The sequence below is a fragment of the Pseudomonas sp. F3-2 genome (assembly GCF_038804275.1).
Lineage (GTDB): Bacteria > Pseudomonadota > Gammaproteobacteria > Pseudomonadales > Pseudomonadaceae > Aquipseudomonas.
Genome location: NZ_CP152388.1, coordinates 5,846,712 through 5,863,419, shown reverse-complemented (window position 1 = coordinate 5,863,419; position 16,708 = coordinate 5,846,712). Strand labels below are relative to the sequence as shown.

Annotated in this window: 18 protein-coding genes; 13 read left to right on the top strand and 5 right to left on the bottom strand. The window is 60.5% G+C overall.

Annotated elements, in window-relative coordinates:
- The first annotated feature begins 65 nt into the window (after positions 1 to 65).
- Together rpmB and rpmG are read left to right on the top strand one after the other, a co-directional pair.
- Complete coding sequence (gene rpmB, locus AAGQ88_RS26185) at positions 66 to 302, top strand: 50S ribosomal protein L28 (protein WP_037016669.1); 237 nt, start codon at positions 66 to 68, stop codon at positions 300 to 302.
- A gap of 11 nt (positions 303 to 313) precedes the next feature.
- Positions 314 to 469 carry a 50S ribosomal protein L33 gene (gene rpmG / locus AAGQ88_RS26180; RefSeq protein ID WP_062379766.1) on the top strand — a complete coding sequence of 52 codons (156 nt, stop codon included), beginning with the start codon at positions 314 to 316 and terminating at the stop codon, positions 467 to 469.
- A 132-nt stretch (positions 470 to 601) separates the two neighbouring features.
- Here rpmG and AAGQ88_RS26175 read toward each other — a convergent pair whose 3' ends face one another.
- The gene (locus AAGQ88_RS26175) at positions 602 to 964 is read right to left on the bottom strand and encodes a cupin domain-containing protein (protein ID WP_342654017.1); all 363 of its coding nucleotides are present in this window, start codon (positions 962 to 964) and stop codon (positions 602 to 604) included.
- Positions 965 to 1,230: 266 nt separating this feature from the next.
- On the opposite strand from AAGQ88_RS26175, the gene AAGQ88_RS26170 reads away from it, so the two are divergent.
- Together AAGQ88_RS26170 and AAGQ88_RS26165 are read left to right on the top strand one after the other, a co-directional pair.
- Positions 1,231 to 2,724, top strand: a complete 1,494-nt coding sequence (locus AAGQ88_RS26170) for an aldehyde dehydrogenase (protein WP_285422912.1) — start codon at positions 1,231 to 1,233, stop codon at positions 2,722 to 2,724.
- Positions 2,725 to 2,860: 136 nt separating this feature from the next.
- Positions 2,861 to 4,006 carry an MFS transporter gene (locus AAGQ88_RS26165; protein WP_342654016.1) on the top strand — a complete coding sequence of 382 codons (1,146 nt, stop codon included), beginning with the start codon at positions 2,861 to 2,863 and terminating at the stop codon, positions 4,004 to 4,006.
- On the opposite strand, the gene AAGQ88_RS26160 is transcribed toward AAGQ88_RS26165, so the two are convergent.
- Together AAGQ88_RS26160 and AAGQ88_RS26155 are read right to left on the bottom strand one after the other, a co-directional pair.
- Positions 4,003 to 5,580, bottom strand: a complete 1,578-nt coding sequence (locus AAGQ88_RS26160; RefSeq protein WP_342655892.1) for a phospholipase D family protein — start codon at positions 5,578 to 5,580, stop codon at positions 4,003 to 4,005. The two genes, AAGQ88_RS26165 and AAGQ88_RS26160, sit on opposite strands and share 4 nt — an antisense overlap.
- A gap of 59 nt (positions 5,581 to 5,639) precedes the next feature.
- Positions 5,640 to 7,067 carry a PLP-dependent aminotransferase family protein gene (locus tag AAGQ88_RS26155; RefSeq protein WP_342654015.1) on the bottom strand — a complete coding sequence of 476 codons (1,428 nt, stop codon included), beginning with the start codon at positions 7,065 to 7,067 and terminating at the stop codon, positions 5,640 to 5,642.
- Positions 7,068 to 7,244: 177 nt separating this feature from the next.
- Between AAGQ88_RS26155 and AAGQ88_RS26150 the strand changes: the two genes are divergently transcribed.
- The gene (locus AAGQ88_RS26150) at positions 7,245 to 7,478 is read left to right on the top strand and encodes a DUF1127 domain-containing protein (protein ID WP_342654014.1); all 234 of its coding nucleotides are present in this window, start codon (positions 7,245 to 7,247) and stop codon (positions 7,476 to 7,478) included.
- 134 nt (positions 7,479 to 7,612) lie between these two features.
- On the opposite strand, the gene AAGQ88_RS26145 is transcribed toward AAGQ88_RS26150, so the two are convergent.
- Positions 7,613 to 8,923: an FAD-dependent oxidoreductase gene (locus tag AAGQ88_RS26145; RefSeq protein WP_342654013.1), complete on the bottom strand. Its 1,311-nt coding sequence runs from the start codon at positions 8,921 to 8,923 to the stop codon at positions 7,613 to 7,615.
- A gap of 141 nt (positions 8,924 to 9,064) precedes the next feature.
- On the opposite strand from AAGQ88_RS26145, the gene AAGQ88_RS26140 reads away from it, so the two are divergent.
- Positions 9,065 to 9,418, top strand: a complete 354-nt coding sequence (locus tag AAGQ88_RS26140; RefSeq protein ID WP_285422917.1) for a YkgJ family cysteine cluster protein — start codon at positions 9,065 to 9,067, stop codon at positions 9,416 to 9,418.
- A gap of 63 nt (positions 9,419 to 9,481) precedes the next feature.
- Here AAGQ88_RS26140 and dadR read toward each other — a convergent pair whose 3' ends face one another.
- Positions 9,482 to 9,970, bottom strand: a complete 489-nt coding sequence (gene dadR / locus AAGQ88_RS26135) for a transcriptional regulator DadR (protein WP_093466232.1) — start codon at positions 9,968 to 9,970, stop codon at positions 9,482 to 9,484.
- A 156-nt stretch (positions 9,971 to 10,126) separates the two neighbouring features.
- Here dadR and dadA point away from each other — a divergent pair, with 156 nt between their 5' ends.
- The 7 genes from dadA to AAGQ88_RS26100 all read left to right on the top strand — a co-directional run bounded on the left by dadA (position 10,127) and on the right by AAGQ88_RS26100 (position 16,698).
- Complete coding sequence (gene dadA / locus AAGQ88_RS26130; RefSeq protein ID WP_342654012.1) at positions 10,127 to 11,428, top strand: D-amino acid dehydrogenase; 1,302 nt, start codon at positions 10,127 to 10,129, stop codon at positions 11,426 to 11,428.
- Positions 11,400 to 11,753 carry a RidA family protein gene (locus AAGQ88_RS26125; protein WP_342654011.1) on the top strand — a complete coding sequence of 118 codons (354 nt, stop codon included), beginning with the start codon at positions 11,400 to 11,402 and terminating at the stop codon, positions 11,751 to 11,753. The genes dadA and AAGQ88_RS26125 overlap by 29 nt, the downstream gene beginning before the upstream one ends.
- Before the next feature lie 147 nt (positions 11,754 to 11,900).
- Positions 11,901 to 12,974, top strand: a complete 1,074-nt coding sequence (alr, locus tag AAGQ88_RS26120; protein ID WP_342654010.1) for an alanine racemase — start codon at positions 11,901 to 11,903, stop codon at positions 12,972 to 12,974.
- Between the two features lie 160 nt (positions 12,975 to 13,134).
- The gene (locus tag AAGQ88_RS26115; protein ID WP_093466220.1) at positions 13,135 to 13,683 is read left to right on the top strand and encodes a cupin domain-containing protein; all 549 of its coding nucleotides are present in this window, start codon (positions 13,135 to 13,137) and stop codon (positions 13,681 to 13,683) included.
- A gap of 179 nt (positions 13,684 to 13,862) precedes the next feature.
- Positions 13,863 to 14,282 carry a c-type cytochrome gene (locus tag AAGQ88_RS26110; protein WP_285422921.1) on the top strand — a complete coding sequence of 140 codons (420 nt, stop codon included), beginning with the start codon at positions 13,863 to 13,865 and terminating at the stop codon, positions 14,280 to 14,282.
- Between the two features lie 32 nt (positions 14,283 to 14,314).
- Positions 14,315 to 14,617 (top strand): DUF2845 domain-containing protein, encoded by a 303-nt coding sequence (locus AAGQ88_RS26105; protein WP_342654009.1) that lies wholly within the window; start codon positions 14,315 to 14,317, stop codon positions 14,615 to 14,617.
- 155 nt (positions 14,618 to 14,772) lie between these two features.
- Entirely contained in the window at positions 14,773 to 16,698 is a 1,926-nt protein-coding gene (locus tag AAGQ88_RS26100; protein ID WP_342654008.1) for an acetyl-CoA hydrolase/transferase C-terminal domain-containing protein, read from the top strand.
- Positions 16,699 to 16,708: the final 10 nt, after the last annotated feature.

Here is a 16,708-nt window from a genome sequence, read left to right as displayed (position 1 = left end):
AATGACTGAGAGATTAAGCGGCCAACCCATGCCGGGTTGGGCATGTGGTTTTAGAGGGCTGAGGCATGTCGAGAGTCTGTCAAGTTACCGGTAAGGGTCCGGTAACCGGGAATAACATTTCCCACGCGAACAACAAAACCCGTCGTCGTTTCCTGCCAAACCTGCAGCATCACCGCTTCTGGGTTGAAGAAGAGAAACGCTTTGTACGTCTGCGCGTATCTGCCAAAGGCATGCGCATCATCGACAAGCGTGGCATCACGGTCGTTCTGGCCGAAATCCGCCGCGCTGGCGCTAAGGTTTAAGGGAGAGAATCATGCGTGAATTGATCCGTTTGGTGTCGACCGCTAACACCGGCCACTTCTACACCACCGACAAGAACAAGCGCACTACTCCGGATAAAATCGAAATTAAAAAATTCGATCCGGTTGCTCGCAAGCACGTGATCTACAAAGAAGCCAAAATCAAGTAATTGATTTTCGCCTCTTACGAAAAAGCCCGCAGTGATGCGGGCTTTTTTGTGGGCGAGATGTTCGTGTTGCGATGGCGCCGTCTGGGTCAACGCACTATCGCGACACGCCTGCGCCCGCAGTCAAAGCTCGCTTCATGCCTTCTGTTCGAACACCACGTAAATCTTGCGGCACGCCTCCAGCACTTCCCAGGTGCCCTTGAATCCGGCCGGAATCACAAAGCGGTCGCCAGCGCGCAGAGTCTTCGCACCTCCGGCTTCGTCACGCAGCACCGAAACGCCCTGAACGATTTCGCAGTATTCGTGTTCGGTGTAGTTGACCGTCCACTGTCCGATTTCACCTTCCCAGACGCCCGCATTCATCTGCCCGCACGGGCTGTTGTAATGGTTGTAGATCGTTTGTCCAGGGTCACCTTTCAGGATCTTCTCGGGGGCGGGCTTGAAACGCTCCGCTGGCGTGGTGGCTTCGCTGAAATCGACGATGCTTTCGATGCTCATGTCCCATGGCTCCTGGATAAACGATGCGAGATTTCGTTAGAGGGGTAGCGGCGCGGAGAGTGCCGACACTGGTTTTTCGCGCTGTTGAATAAAATGCACGATCTCGCGCCGTTTTACCCGTTTTTGTCCAATATATTGGAAATTAGCGGTGTGCTGGTTTAGGGTGACGAATGCCTTTGGCCGAGTCCGTCGTGCTTCGGACGGCGTTCTGTCGCAGTCGTCACGTGCGCCAGGGCGGGCCCCATTTCATAAGAGGAGGACATTTCATGACCACCCTGACTCATGCTGACTGGGAAAAACGCGCCCAGGATTTGAAGATCGAAGGTCGCGCTTTCATCAACGGTGAATACACCGCCGCCGCTTCCGGCGCCACGTTCGACTGCATCAGCCCGGTCGATGGCCGCTTCCTCGCCCATGTTGCCAGCTGCGATGCCGCCGATGCGCAACGCGCCGTCGAAAACGCTCGCGCTACCTTCAACTCAGGCGTCTGGTCGCGTCTGGCGCCCGTCAAGCGCAAGGCAGCGATGATTCGCTTCGCCGCGCTGATCAGAGAAAATATCGAAGAACTGGCGCTGCTCGAAACCCTCGACATGGGCAAGCCAATCAGTGATTCCTACGGCATCGACATCCCGGGCTCCGCGCAAGCGTTGAGCTGGAGCGGTGAAGCCATCGACAAACTGTATGACGAAGTCGCTGCGACCCCACACGACCAACTGGGTCTCGTGACCCGCGAGCCGATTGGCGTCGTCGCGGCCATCGTGCCCTGGAACTTCCCGCTGCTGATGGCTTCCTGGAAGCTGGGCCCGGCGCTGTCCAGCGGCAACTCCGTGATTCTCAAACCGTCGGAAAAATCCCCGCTGACAGCCATCCGCGTCGCTCAATTGGCCATCGAGGCCGGTATCCCGGCAGGCGTGCTGAACGTTTTGCCAGGTTACGGCCACACCGTTGGCAAGGCCCTGGCGCTGCACATGGACGTCGACACCGCCGTGTTCACCGGCTCCACCAAAATCGCCAAGCAGCTGCTGGTCTACGCGGGCGAATCGAACATGAAGCGCGTCTGGCTGGAAGCGGGCGGCAAGAGCCCGAATATCGTTTTTGCCGATGCGCCGGATCTGCAAGCGGCTGCCGAGTCCGCCGCCAGTGCCATTGCCTTCAACCAGGGCGAAGTGTGCACGGCCGGGTCGCGTCTGTTGGTCGAGCGCTCGATCAAGGACACATTCTTGCCGATGGTGATCGAGGCACTGAAGGCCTGGAAGCCCGGCAACCCGCTGGATCCGGCTACCAATGTGGGCGCGCTGGTCGACACGCAGCAGATGAATACGGTGCTGTCCTACATCGAGGCCGGTCACAGCGATGGCGCCAAGCTGGTCGTGGGCGGCAAGCGGATTCTGCAGGAAACCGGCGGCACGTATGTCGAGCCGACGATTTTCGACGGCGTGACCAACGCCATGAAAATCGCTCAGGAAGAGATTTTCGGCCCGGTGCTTTCGGTGCTGACGTTCGATACCGCTGAAGAAGCGGTGCAGATTGCCAACGATACGCCGTACGGCCTGGCGGCTGCGGTCTGGACGGCGGATCTGTCCAAGGCGCATCTGACGGCGAAGGCTCTACGCGCAGGCAGCGTGTGGGTCAATCAGTACGATGGCGGTGACATGACTGCGCCGTTCGGCGGCTTCAAGCAGTCGGGCAACGGTCGCGACAAGTCGCTGCACGCGTTCGACAAGTACACCGAGCTGAAAGCGACCTGGATCAAGTTGTAAGTCCGCAGGGCATCGCCCGGTCGTAGCCCGGTCAGGCCCAGGAACTCGATTCAAGTACTTCAGCTACATCAGACAGCCGGGTTCTCGAAGAGCCCGGCTGTTTCGTCTCAAGCCTTTGAGCCACAGGAGCGTGGTAATGCGTTGGGGTACCTATTTCGCCGTGCTGGCGTCGGTCTTGAGCGTCGGCCTGGCGCTGGGCGTCAGCATGCCGCTGGTCTCGCTGCGACTGGAAGCCTGGGGCTACGGCGCGTTCCCCATCGGCGTCATGGCGGCGATGCCGGCAATCGGCGTGCTGCTGGGTGCAAGCCTCGCCAGTCGGCTGGCCTCGATGCTCGGCACCGCAAACCTGATGCGCTTGTGCTTGTGGGGCGGTTCCGTTTCGGTCGGTTTGCTCGCGTTGCTGCCCGATTACTGGGTCTGGCTGGTCCTGCGGCTGATGCTGGGCGTGATTCTGACGATGGTGTTCATTCTCGGAGAGAGCTGGATCAATCAACTGGTCATTGAGCGTCTGCGCGGCAAGCTGGTTGCGCTCTACGGCAGCAGCTACGCGCTCAGTCAGCTGGGCGGCCCTTTGCTGCTGGGCGTGGTCGGTACCGAGGCCGATTACGGCTTTTGGGTGGGTACCGCGTTACTGGCGATTTCGCCGTTTCTTCTGCTGGGCAGATCCGGCGCGCCGAGCGCGGAGGCCAGCCACGTCTCGCTTCGGGATTTGGGCGGGTTCTGTCGCGGGCTTCCGGCAATCGCGTGGGCCATCGCGCTGTTTGCAGGGTTTGAAGCGATGATTCTCACGCTACTTCCGGTGTATTGCCTGCAGCAGGGTTTCACGCCGGAAATTGCGCTGGCGATGGTCAGTACGGTTGTGGTGGGTGACGCGCTATTACAGCTGCCGATCGGCGCGCTGGCAGACAGAATGTCCAGACGTCGCCTGTTCTCGGGCTGCGCTCTGTTGCTGATGTTGTCGAGCCTGGCCATTCCGCTGCTGGTCGACACGATCCTGATCTGGCCGTTGTGGGTGCTGTTCGGTGCCAGTGCGGGCGGGCTGTTTACCTTGTCGTTGATCCTCATCGGGGAACGTTACCGCGACGATGCGCTGGTTCGCGCCAATGCCCACGTCGCTCAGCTGTGGGGCATCGGATGCCTGCTAGGGCCGCTGGCAGCAGGGGCGGGAAGCCAGTGGGTGAGCGGTCAGGCGCTGCCGCTTTTGATGGCCGCCGGTGCCTTTGGCCTGGTGTTATTGTCGCGCCGTGAGCGCGCGTTCGGTGCGCAGCCCGTGGCCGTCTAGAGCATTCTCTCCAGACCCACCGCGCTGCTGAACCAGGCGTTCAAGCGTCGCCACCAGTCGCCCGGCTCTTTGTACAGCGTGTGTATCTTGCCGTTGTCCTCGGTCACCCAGACGACTCTGTCATTCTCCAGTCGCGCCTGGTAGCTGATGGCCGGCGCCATACCCTGCAAGGCCAGCTCGCGCAGGTATTCGGTCAATTCCGGACTGTCCACCAGCACCCCCACTTCGGTGTTCCAGAGCACCGAGCGGGGGTCGAAGTTGAATGAGCCAACGAAGGTTTTCTGACGATCAAAGATCATCGCCTTGCTGTGCAGGCTCGACTCGGAGCCACCCTTGAGCGTCCGGGTGCGCAGGAATGCCGGGCCGCTGCCTCGATTGCTCGGATCACCCGGCTGACGCCGCAACTCGAACAACTTCACTCCGTGCTCGAGCAGCGCCTTGCGATAAGGCGCATAACCCCCATGCACCGCAGGCACGTCCGTGGCCTCCAGAGAGTTGGTCAACAAGCTCACCGACACCCCCTTGTCGGACAGGCCGGTCAGGTAAGTGAGACCTTGCTGGCCCGGCACGAAGTACGCCGAAATCATCATCAATTCCCGGTGCACGTTCAGCAGATCAGGGCTCAGTTGGGTGGTCAGCAGCAGATGCGGGTCCGGCTCACCGCGCGACAGCACTTTCGTGGGCGCGTCCCACAGCGCCTGGTTGTGCGCCCAGATCAGCTCGTTGAGCCAGGTTTTCATGCGCGGCTGGGTCTTGTAGGCCATCAGTCGCTCGTACAAATCCTTCTTTTCTACATGCGCCTCGTTGAGCGAGTGGGTCAGCCGCTGGCGGGCTTCGGCCAGGTCTTTAGCGTCCGGCGTCCAGTACATGAAGTCATCGATGGGCTTGCTCAGCGTGCTGTTCCAGTACTGATCGAAGCTGTGGCTCAACTGCTCGGCAACCGGGCCAACGCTGAGCATGTCGATGTCGGTGAAGTTCAGATTTGGCTCGGCGTCGAAATACTCGTCGCCCAGATTCCGCCCGCCGACGATGGCTACTGCGCTGTCTGCCAGCCAAAGCTTGTTGTGCATGCGTCGATGCTGTTGCGACAGATTGAACAGCCGCCCCAGGCTGCGCGTCGCGCCAGTGCTGCGACCCAGATTGAGGGGATTGAACAGGCGGATCTGAATGTTCGGGTGTGCAGCGAGGGTGGCGATGACTTCATCCAGGCCGTCACTGGTGGTGTCGTCCAGCAGAATGCGCACGCGAACGCCGCGATCGGCGGCCTGCAGCAATTCATCGATCAGCGCGCGGGTGCTGAGCCCGTCATGCACGATGTAGTACTGCAAATCGAGGCTGGTTTTGGCATTGCGGATCAGTTCGGCCCGGGCCATGAACGCTTCGGTGCTGTTGGGCAGCAGGCGAAAACCCGAGCGGCCTTCGTGTGGCGCCGCCTGGGCCATGATCGAGCGGCCGAACGACGATTGCGCAAAGGGCAGCGCCTGGCTCGGTTTGTCTGCAACGGGCGCATGCGCGCAGCCGCCAACGCAAAGGGCTAATGCCAGAAGGAAGGGCAGCGCCCATTTATTCGTCAACGCAGTCATCCGGAAGTCAAACCATGGCGATATGACCGCACATTCTGCAAAAGGTTATGTCAGGCGGAATCGGTGTGTGCCAGTAGTTGTTTTGCCGCTGCGCCGACTTTGCGAACCGCGTCTTCGATTCGGGCTGTCGGCTTGGCTGCGAAGTTCATGCGCAGGCAGTTCCGGTATTTGCCCGACGCGGAAAAGATGCTGCCGACCGCGATCTGGACTCCCTGACCTTGCAAGGCGCGATTGAGCTTCAGCGAGTCGAAATCTTCCGGCAGTTCGACCCAGAGCATGAAGCCGCCCTGTGGCCGGCTGACTCGAGTGCCTTCGGGAAAATAGCGCGTCACCCAATCGGTCATGACGTCCCGGCTGCGCTGATATTGCCCGCGCATGCGGCGCATGTGCGGCTCGTAATGCCCGGCCTGAAGAAACTCCGCGATCGCGAGCTGCGGTTGAGTCGCGGTGGAGCCGGTGCTGATGTATTTCATGTGCAGCACGCGATCCAGATAACGGCCCGGCGCCACCCAGCCGACGCGCAGTCCGGGCGCCAGGGTTTTCGAAAACGAGCTGCACAGCAGGACACGGCCGTCTTCGTCGAAGGACTTGATCGTGCGCGGGCGCGGATAGGTGTAGGCCATGTCGCCATACACGTCGTCTTCGATGATTGCCACATCAAAGCGCTGCGCCAGGGTCAGCAACGCGCGCTTGCGCTCCTCCGGCATGATGTAGCCCAGCGGGTTATTGCAGTTGGGCGTCAGCTGTATGGCTTTGATGGGCCACTGTTCGAGTGCCAGCTCCAGCGCGTCCAGGCTGATGCCGGTAATGGGGTCTGTCGGGATTTCCAGGGCTTTCATGCCGAAGCCTTTGAGCGCTTGCATGGCGCCATGAAAGCTCGGGGAGTCCACTGCCACGATATCGCCCGGTTGGCAGATAGAACGGATACTTACGGCGAGCGCTTCTTGAGCGCCGGTCGTGATGACCAAATCTTCGGGGTCGATGTTGGTGCCTGAGTCCAGCAGCAGCCGGGCGATCTGTTCGCGCAGGCATTGAGTGCCATGAATGTTGTCGTAATACAGGCCCGGCATGTCCATGCGGCGGCTGATCTTGCCCAGCGCCTGAGTCAGGGGACGCAACGTCGGGCTGGTGATATCCGGCATGCCGCGCGCCAGTTGCACGACGTCAGGGCTGGGAATGGCTTCGGCCAGTTCGAGCACTTGTTCCCACTGCGAGATATCCACAGGGCGCTGCGCGGGACGTCCGACAGCGGGCAGCGCCGGGGTCGTGCGTCCGGCTGGCACGAAGTATCCCGATTTCGGACGGGGCGACGCCAGGCCGTTGTCTTCCAGTAACCGATACGCCTGCTGCACGGTGCTCAGGCTGACCCCGTGTTCAAGGCTCAGGGCGCGAACCGAGGGCAGTCGATCGCCCGGCCGGTAAAAGCCGTTCTCGATACGAGTGCCCAGCAGTTCGGCGAGATTGACGTAAAGGGTCATGGCGTACTCCAAGGTTTCGGTCTGGCGGCTGACCAATACAGATAAGGCGAAAATACAGCATTCAGGCATCGAAGTGCGGAATCTGTATGCAAAAAATTAGAATTTTTTGGATCTGTAATGGTTTTCCATACGAACGCATCATGGAATCACACGAAACCCATGATGAGGTGTCTGGAAATGAGCGGTATCAGTGATGTCCGGTTAAGTCTGTATGCAGTAGAACTTCAACGCAGTCAGGAAGACGTTGTCAGGACCAACGCCCCGCGCGGGCTGGGACTCTTGGGGTTGTATCAACACCGCCGGAGCACCCGGCGGGCGTTGCTGAACCTTAGCGCCGAGCAGCTCAAAGACATTGGTTTGAGCTACGAGCAGGCGCGCCAGGAAGGGCTCAAGCCGTTCTGGAGGGAGTAATGCCGACTGAATCTTTCAGGATGAATCGCAGTTCTTGTGAAAGCGAATGCGCTTGCGAACGACTGTTCGCCACGATGCAAATCCATGCCCGACGCTGTTTCGTAAAGGCGTTCGCTCTCCCGAATGAACCGGGATTACAGCAATTCTTTCATCCGGTGCCACAGCATTCCCAGGGCCAATAACGGCGAGCGCAGATGCTTGCCGCCGGGGAACGTCATGTGCGGGACTTTGGCGAACAGGTCGAAGCCGCCGCTGTGCTGGCCGCTGATGGCTTCACCCAGCAGTTTGCCCGCCAGATGCGTGGCATTCAGGCCGTGTCCGGAATACGCCTGAGCGAAATACACATTCGGATGACGCTGCAGTCGCCCGATCTGCGGTAGGCGATTAGCGCCAATACCGATCATTCCGCCCCATTGATAATCGATCCTCACATCCTTGAGCTGCGGGAACACGTTCAGCATCTTGGGCCGCATGTACGCGCCGATGTCCTGCGGGTCGCGCCCGGAATAGTGACAGGCCCCGCCGAACAGCAGCCGCCGGTCCGCTGAGAGGCGGAAATAATCCACCGCCACTCGCTGGTCGCACATCGCAGTGTTGCGCGGGATCAGTTGCCGGGCGAGCTCTTCTCCAAGCGGCTCGGTGGCGATGACGTAACTGCCGGCGGGCAAGACTTTCCCGCTCAAATCGGGATCAAGCTCGTTGAGATACGCGTTGCATCCCAGCACCAGCGTCTGCGCCCTGACCAGACCTTGTGCCGTGTGAACCCTGACCTGCGCGCCATACTCCAGGCGCGTCACGGCTGAGTGCTCGAACAGCTGCACCCCCAGAGACTGCGCAACGGCGGCTTCGCCAATGGCCAGGTTCAATGGATGTAGATGCCCCGAGCCCATGTCCAGCATTGCGCCTGCATAGTTGGTCGAGCCGATGACGCTGCCAAGCTGTGTGGCGTCGATCAGTTCCAGCTCATGCCGATACCCCAGGCCTCGCAGTTCCTGGGCATCTTCGGCAAACCCGTCGAATTCTTTGGGCTTGTTCGCAAGGTCGCAGTAACCCCATGTCAGATCGCAATCGATCTGGTGCCGGGCGACGCGCTGACGAACGATTTCCACCGCTTCAAGCCCCATCAGCTTGAGTTCGCGAACCCCTTCGCTGCCGATCACGTTCTGGAAGCGCTCGACATGGTGGCCGACGCCGCGGATCAACTGCCCACCGTTGCGTCCGCTGGCGCCCCAGCCGATGGTGCGCGCCTCGAGCAACACGACGCTCAGCCCTCGCTCGGCCAACTCGATGGCGGTGTTCAAGCCCGAAAACCCGCCGCCCACCACGCACACATCGGCGATGACTTCGCCCAGAAGCACCGGATAGGCAGGTTGAGTGTGACTGCTGGCGGCGTAGTAGGACGCTACGTGGCTGGATGAGCCGGGCTGCGGAGGCCGAGCATTCATGTTGGATATCCCGAGAGCACTGTTTGGAAAATTTTACGGAGGGTAGCCGCGCTGCGCTGCAGGGGCAAGGAACGCCGGCGACTGTCGAGCTGGGCGACAGTGGGGCACAATAGCGGCTCCAGCACAGGGAAAAATCACGCAATGGGCTGCAACAGCCAGAAAATCCGCGATCTGCGGCGACAGATTCCATCGTTCGAATGCGTGCCGGGCTGCCACGATTGCTGTGGTCCGGTGACCACGTCGTCCGAAGAAATGGCTCGACTGCCACGTAAGACAGCGGCCGAGCAGGACGCCGCGCTTGAGGCGTTGAACTGCGTTCACCTGGGGCCCGACGGATGCACGGTCTACGAAGAGCGACCGCTGATCTGCCGTCTGTTCGGAACCACTGAGCGCCTGCCATGCCCCAACGGGCGCCGCCCGGAAACGCTGATCCATCCGCGGGTCGAGAAACAGGTGCATGAATTCATCGCATCGACGCGGCAGGTCCTGGTTTGACGCAATGAAGGCGGAGCAGCCCTGTCTGTGGGCGCGAGCCTATCCTGTTGTGCGCAGGGTCCGTCACTCCGGGATTGGCAGGCTCAGGCTCTCTTTCACTTCTTCCATCACGATGTAGCTCTTCGATTCACGCACGTGCGGCAGTTTCAGCAGGATGTCGCCCAGCAATTTGCGGTATGAAGCCATCTCCGAAATACGAGCTTTCACCAGATAGTCGAAATCTCCCGAAACCAGGTGGCATTCCAGCACGTGCGGGAGCTTCAGGACTGCCCGGCGGAATTCCTCAAAGGTGTCGCCCGATTTGTAATCCAGACTGATCTCGACGAAGACCAACAGGCTAGCCTTCAGGTTCTGCGGATTGAGCCGGGCGTTGTAGCCCATGATGATGCCCTCACGCTCCAGCCTGCGGACGCGTTCAGTGCATGGGGTCGTGGACAGACCCACACGCTCGCCCAGCTCGGTAAAAGAGATTCTGCCGTCGCTTTGCAGGATGCGCAGAATGTTGCGGTCGATCTTGTCGAGTTCACGCTTTGATTGATGCTGAGTGCGCATCGAAATACCTCCTCTGCCAAAACGATGGTTGCCGAGACTTAAATCCGAATATAGGCGTTTATATAGTGAAAAGCACTGCTCGATGCTTTTTATACTGCGCACATCCTTGCTTTAAATATCAAAACGTCAGCGGATATCCGCGATGAGGGAATCAACATGCGCGTTCTGGTCCTTGGAAGTGGCGTAATCGGTACCACCAGTGCTTATTATCTGGCTCGTGCAGGCTTCGAAGTGACTGTCGTGGACCGTCAGCCAGCCGCAGCCATGGAAACCAGCTTTGCCAACGCCGGCCAGGTTTCGCCGGGTTATGCGTCGCCCTGGGCTGCCCCGGGTGTCCCCCTCAAGGCCATCAAGTGGTTACTGCAACGCCACGCGCCGCTGGCGATCAAGGCGACTGCCGATATCGATCAGTACCTGTGGATGGCGCAAATGCTGCGTAACTGCACGCAGAATCGCTACGCGGTGAACAAGGAGCGGATGGTGCGTCTGTCCGAGTACAGCCGCGATTGCCTCGACGAGTTGCGTGCCGAGACCGGCATCGCATACGAGGGGCGTACGCTGGGCACGACTCAGCTGTTCCGCACGCAGGAGCAACTGGACAACGCGGCCAAAGACATCGCCGTGCTGCAGCAGGCGGGCGTGCCTTACGAAGTGCTCGACCGCGCTGGTATCGCGCGCGTCGAACCCGCTCTGGCCAATGTCAGCAATATTCTCGCCGGCGCCTTGCGTCTGCCCAATGATCAGACCGGCGATTGCCAGCTGTTCACCACTCGCCTGGGCGAAATGTGCGTGAATCTGGGCGTCGAGTTCCGGTTCGGGCAATCCATCGAGTCGATCGATTTTGCCGGCGACCGCATCAACGGCGTGCGCATCGACGGCAAGCTGGAAACGGCCGATCGTTACGTGCTCGCCCTCGGCAGCTACTCGCCGCAATTGCTCAAGCCGCTGGGGATCAAAGCGCCGGTTTACCCGCTCAAGGGTTATTCGCTCACCGTGCCGATCACCCGGCCTGAGATGGCGCCGACCTCCACCATTCTTGATGAGACGTACAAAGTCGCGATCACCCGTTTCGACAACCGCATTCGCGTAGGCGGCATGGCGGAAATCGCGGGCTTCGATCTGTCGCTCAATCCTCGCCGGCGCGAAACGCTGGAGATGATCGTCAACGACCTCTATCCTCAGGGCGGTGACTTGGCTCAGGCCAGTTTCTGGACCGGCTTGCGGCCGACCACGCCGGACGGCACGCCGATTGTGGGTGCCACGCCGTATCGCAATCTGTTCCTCAACACCGGGCACGGTACGCTTGGCTGGACGATGGCCTGCGGCTCGGGCCGATTGCTGGCCGACCTGATCGCCCGCAAGAAACCTCAGATCAGCGCCGAAGGCCTTGATATTTCTCGTTACGGCAATTCCAGGGAGATCGCAAAACATGTCAATCCTGCGCCAGCTCACCAATGAGCGCATGAGTCAGCTCGTTGTCCACAACGGCACCGTTTACCTTGCCGGGCAAGTGGCTAACGACCTGAATGCGGGAATCGAGCAACAGACCCGCGAGGTGCTGGGCAATATCGAGCGCCTGCTGGATCTTGCGGGTACCGACAAGAGCCGGCTGTTGTCGGTGACGATCTACCTGAATGACATCGGCACGCAATTCGCCGCCATGAACGGCATCTGGGACACGTGGTTGCCGAAGGGTTTCGCGCCTGCCCGCGCCACCGTCGAGGCGAAGATGGCCGCACCGAATGTCTTGGTGGAAATGTCGGTCATCGCTGCACTGCCTTGAATCGCTGACCCAACACCGTCCCTGTGGATACGAGCTTGGTCGCGAAGGCGTGCTGAGAGACGACGCAGATGTGTTGTCTTCCTCGCCGCATTCGTGAGCAATCTCACTCCCGCAGGTTCTCAACTTCCTTCACGGAACCTCACCGCCATGCGTCCAGCTCGCGCCCTCATCGATCTCTCCGCCCTGCGCCACAACTACCAACTCGCCCGCGAAACCACAGGCGCAAAAGCGCTCGCCGTGATCAAGGCCGACGCTTACGGGCATGGGGCGGTGCGTGTGGCGCAGGCTCTGGAATCCGAAGCGGACGGTTTCGCCGTGGCGTGTATCGAAGAGGCGCTGGAGTTGCGTCAAGCGGGCATCAACGCGCCGGTTCTGCTGCTGGAAGGCTTTTTCGACGCCGATGAACTGGCACTGATCGTCGAGCACGACTTCTGGTGCGTGGTGCATTCGCTGTGGCAGCTTGAAGCCATCGAAAAAACTGCGGTCGGCAAGCCGCTGAACATCTGGCTGAAGATGGATTCGGGGATGCATCGCGTCGGTATTCATCCTGACGACTATCAAGCCGCGTATCAGCGCCTTCTGGCGAGTGGCAAGGCTTCGAAGGTCGTGCTGATGACTCACTTCGCCCGTGCCGACGAACTGGACAGCGTGCGGACTGAAGAGCAAGTGGCGATTTTTCAATCAGCCCGCGGAGCATTGGCAGCTGAAGTCAGCCTGCGCAATTCGCCGGGCGTCATGGGCTGGCCCAATGTACCGAGTGACTGGGTTCGTCCGGGCATCATGCTGTACGGCACAACGCCCTTCGATCAGCCGCAGGCGGTTGCGGATCGACTTCAACCTGTCATGACGCTGGAATCCCGTGTCATTTGCGTGCGCGATCTGCCAGCCGGCGAGCCGGTGGGTTACGGCGGTGCGTTCGTTGCCGAGCGCACTATGCGCATCGGCGTTGTGGCCTTGGGTTATGCCGACGGCTATCCCCGTCAGGCACCGACCGGAACGCCGGTGATGATTGACGGACATCGCAGCCAGTTGCTGGGTCGAGTGTCGATGGACATGTTGTGCGTCGACCTGACCGACGTACCGGGTGCAGGCCTGGGCAGTCGCGTCGAACTGTGGGGGAAGAACGTGCTGGCGAGCGACGTCGCAGCCCGCGCCGGCACCATCCCTTATCAGATATTCTGCAATCTGAAACGCTTGCCGAGGCTCTATTCCGGGGCTTGACCACGCGCGAGCAGGCTGACTGTCGTTCACCCTCCGTGGCCCATGGCGGCCGCTAGTCCCTTTGCTGATCGGGTAAGGGGCTCAAGTGTTGTAAATACTGAACGCTGTTGCGATGATGGCGACCACTTGACCCCACTCGATCATCAGGAGGACTCCAGCATTGGACGTCGGTGAACGACTGCAATCCATTCGTAAACTCAAAGGTCTGTCCCAGCGTGAACTCGCCAAACGAGCGGGCGTGACCAACAGCACCATTTCAATGATCGAGAAGAACAGCGTCAGTCCCTCGATCAGCTCGCTGCGCAAGGTGCTGGGCGGCATACCGATGTCCATGGTGGAGTTCTTTTCCGAAGAGCTCGAGCCAGAAAATCCGACCCAAGTGGTCTACAAAGCCAGCGAACTGATCGATATCTCCGACGGCGCTGTCACCATGAAACTGGTGGGCAAATCCCATCCGGGCCGCGCCATTGCGTTTCTATCCGAGGTCTATCCGCCGGGCGCCGACACCGGCGACGAGATGCTCGTGCACGAAGGCGAGGAGACCGGAATTCTGGTGGAGGGCCGACTCGAATTGGTGGTGGGCCTCGATACCTATGTGCTCGAGGCGGGCGACAGCTACTATTTCGAGAGCACCCGACCGCACCGCTTTCGCAACCCGTTCGACGTCCCGGCGCGTCTGATCAGCGCCGCCACGCCGGCGAACTTCTGACCCGCATCACCTTGCATGCCCTGGCCTCAAGGCAGGCCAGGGCATGCGAGCCTCTGGTTGCGGCGCCGATAACCCTGCTGGTTTGAGGGACGTTGAGGCCGCCGGGCGACCCGCTATACTTTCGCAACCTGCCGATACCGTGGCCGCGGGCGCTGTATAGCCACCATGAGGGTGAGAGCGTGAACATAACTAATAAGATCCTGGCTGTCGTGGCACTCCTTTCGTTCTGGGCGTTCGCGGTCCAGGCCGCCACCCGTGATGACCTCGCCAAACGGCTCGAACCTGTCGGACAAGTCTGTGTTCAAGGCAAGGAATGTCCGGGCATGGATGTCGCCGCGACCGCGGGCGGCGGTGGCGCAAAAAGTCCGGACGATGTCATCGGCAAACACTGCAACGCCTGTCATGGCACCGGTCTGCTGGGCTCGCCGAAAATTGGCGACAACGCGGAGTGGGACAAGCGCGCCAAGGAGCAGGGCGGGCTGGACGGGCTGCTGGCCAAAGCCATCACCGGCATCAACGCCATGCCGCCTAAAGGCACTTGCGCCGATTGTTCGGATGACGAGCTCAAAGGTGCGATCAAGAAGATGTCCGGGCTGTAACACGCCGGGAGCATTGCCAGAAACGAGGCTTCATGTTCAGAAAATCACTGCTGCTGTCGGGACTTTCGTTGTTGATGTTCACAGGCGTTGCCAGCGCGACCATGCGCTGCGGGACAGCGCTGGTCAGCCTGGGAGACACGGCGAGCGTTGTGCGTGAGAAGTGCGGGGCGCCTGATCGCAGCGAGGACCAGAATCCGGTTGCCCGAGTCAACGGAGTGCCCAAGCTCAATGCCGTAAAGGTCAGTCTTTGGGTCTACGGGCCGCGCAATGGCGCCTCTCAACATCTGAAATTCATCGAAGACAAGCTGGTGGCGATTGATACCCGCCGGGATTGATGCTGCAGCTGCTCGACGACTGTACTGCGGCGCAAGGTAACTTGCGCCTGCGCAGGTCACCCGGAATCAAATCGGCTTTCCTCCCTGACGGTTTGCAGCAAATCCCGTCGATGCCCGGTCCAAGCACCATCGAATAACAAACCAGGAGAGGCCGGATGCCGCATTCCTGCTCGATCGAGCAAGCTGTCGATCATGTACTGGCCGAGTTACCCGCGCATATTCGTCTGGGCATGCCGCTAGGACTGGGCAAGCCCAATCGGTTTGCCAACGCGCTTTACGCGCGCATCAAAACGCTTCCCGAGCGGCAACTCACGATCTATACGGCGTTGTGTCTGGGTCGCCCGGATGCGGGCGATGGCTTGCAGGGCCGGTTTCTGGAGCCTTTTCTGGAGCGGGTGTTTGGCGACTACCCCGAACTCGACTTTCTGGCCGATCTGCGCAAGGACAACCTCCCTTCCAACGTCCAGGTCGAGCAGTTTTTCATGCAGCCCGGCAGCCTGCTCAATAGCACGTCGGCGCAGCAGGACTATGTCAGCAGCAACTACAGCCACGCGGCCCGGGACATCAATGCCAGCGGTCTGAATCTCGTCGCGCAACTGGTGGCCGCCGACTCGACACGTCCGGGGACCCTTAGCCTGAGCTGTAATCCGGACATCACCCTCGACCTGCTGCCGATGCTGGAAAAGCGTCGAGCGGCAGGCGAGAGCATTTTGCTGCTGGGTCACGTTCACGCTGATCTGCCCTATATCCCGGGTGATTCGGAGGTTGATATCGACACGTTCGACCTGCTGATCGAGCACGAAGAACGCAGCACGCTGTTCTCCACGCCGAATATGCCCGTTGGTTTCCAGGACCATTTCATCGGTTTGTACGCCAGTACGCTGGTGCGCGATGGCGGCACCTTGCAGATCGGCATCGGTTCGATGGGCGATGCGTTGACCGCCGCGTTGCTGGCACGTCAGGCAGACAACGAAACCTACCGCGCATGCCTCGCCGAGCTGGACGGCATTTCCACATGGCGGCCGCTGATTGAAGCGCAGGGCGGGGTAATGCCATTCGCCACCGGCCTTTACGGCTGTAGCGAGATGCTGGTGAACGGGCTGTTGGTGCTGCTCGACGCCGGGATCATTCGGCGCAAGGTTTACCCGGATGTCGCGCTGCAGCAACTGGCAGACAGCGGTGTGCTGGACGAATCGGCGCATCCGGAGGGCGTGCTGATCCACGGCGGATTCTTCCTGGGGCCGCGCAGTTTCTATGAGCGATTGCGCGAGCTGCCCAGCGCGCAGTTGGCGCAGATCAACATGACGGCCATCAGTTACATCAATGAGCTGTATGGCGATGAAGCGCTCAAGCGTGCGCAGCGTCGCGATGCACGGTTCATCAACAGCGCCTTCACGGTCACGCTGCTGGGCGCGGCGGTGTCGGATCAACTGGCGGATGGGCGAGTGGTCAGCGGCGTCGGCGGACAGTACAACTTCGTCGCTCAGGCCCACGCGCTGGAAGGTGCGCGGTCGGTGCTGATCCTGCGCAGCTGGCGCGAATCTGCCGGGGAAGTCAGTTCGAACATCGTGTGGGATTACGCGCACACCACCATCCCTCGGCATCTGCGCGACATCGTCGTCACCGAGTACGGCATTGCCGACCTTCGCGGGAAGACCGACGCAGCGGTCATTGAGGCGCTGCTCAATGTCAGCGATTCACGCTTTCAGCCCGGCCTGATCGATCAGGCGCAGAAGGCTGGCAAGTTACCGAAGGGTTTCCGTCTCGACCCGCTCTTTACGCAGAACACCCCGGAGCGTCTGAAAGATATTCGTGGCCGGTTTGCCTCGCTGTTCATCGAATACCCGCTGGGCACAGACTTCACGCCCGAGGAGCGTGATTTGCTGCGGGCTTTGAACTGGATCAAAAGCAAATTCAAGCTCACTGAAATCATCGAGCTGGGTAAAGCGACGCTCGAAGCGTCCGAGGGTGAGGCGTTTCCCGAGCACTTGCAGCGCATGGGGCTGGATCGGCCACAGGGCTTGCGCGAGGAGCTGTACCAGCGCCTGTTGCTGGCAGGGTTGCAGGCCACTCACGTCTGAATTTTCCCCA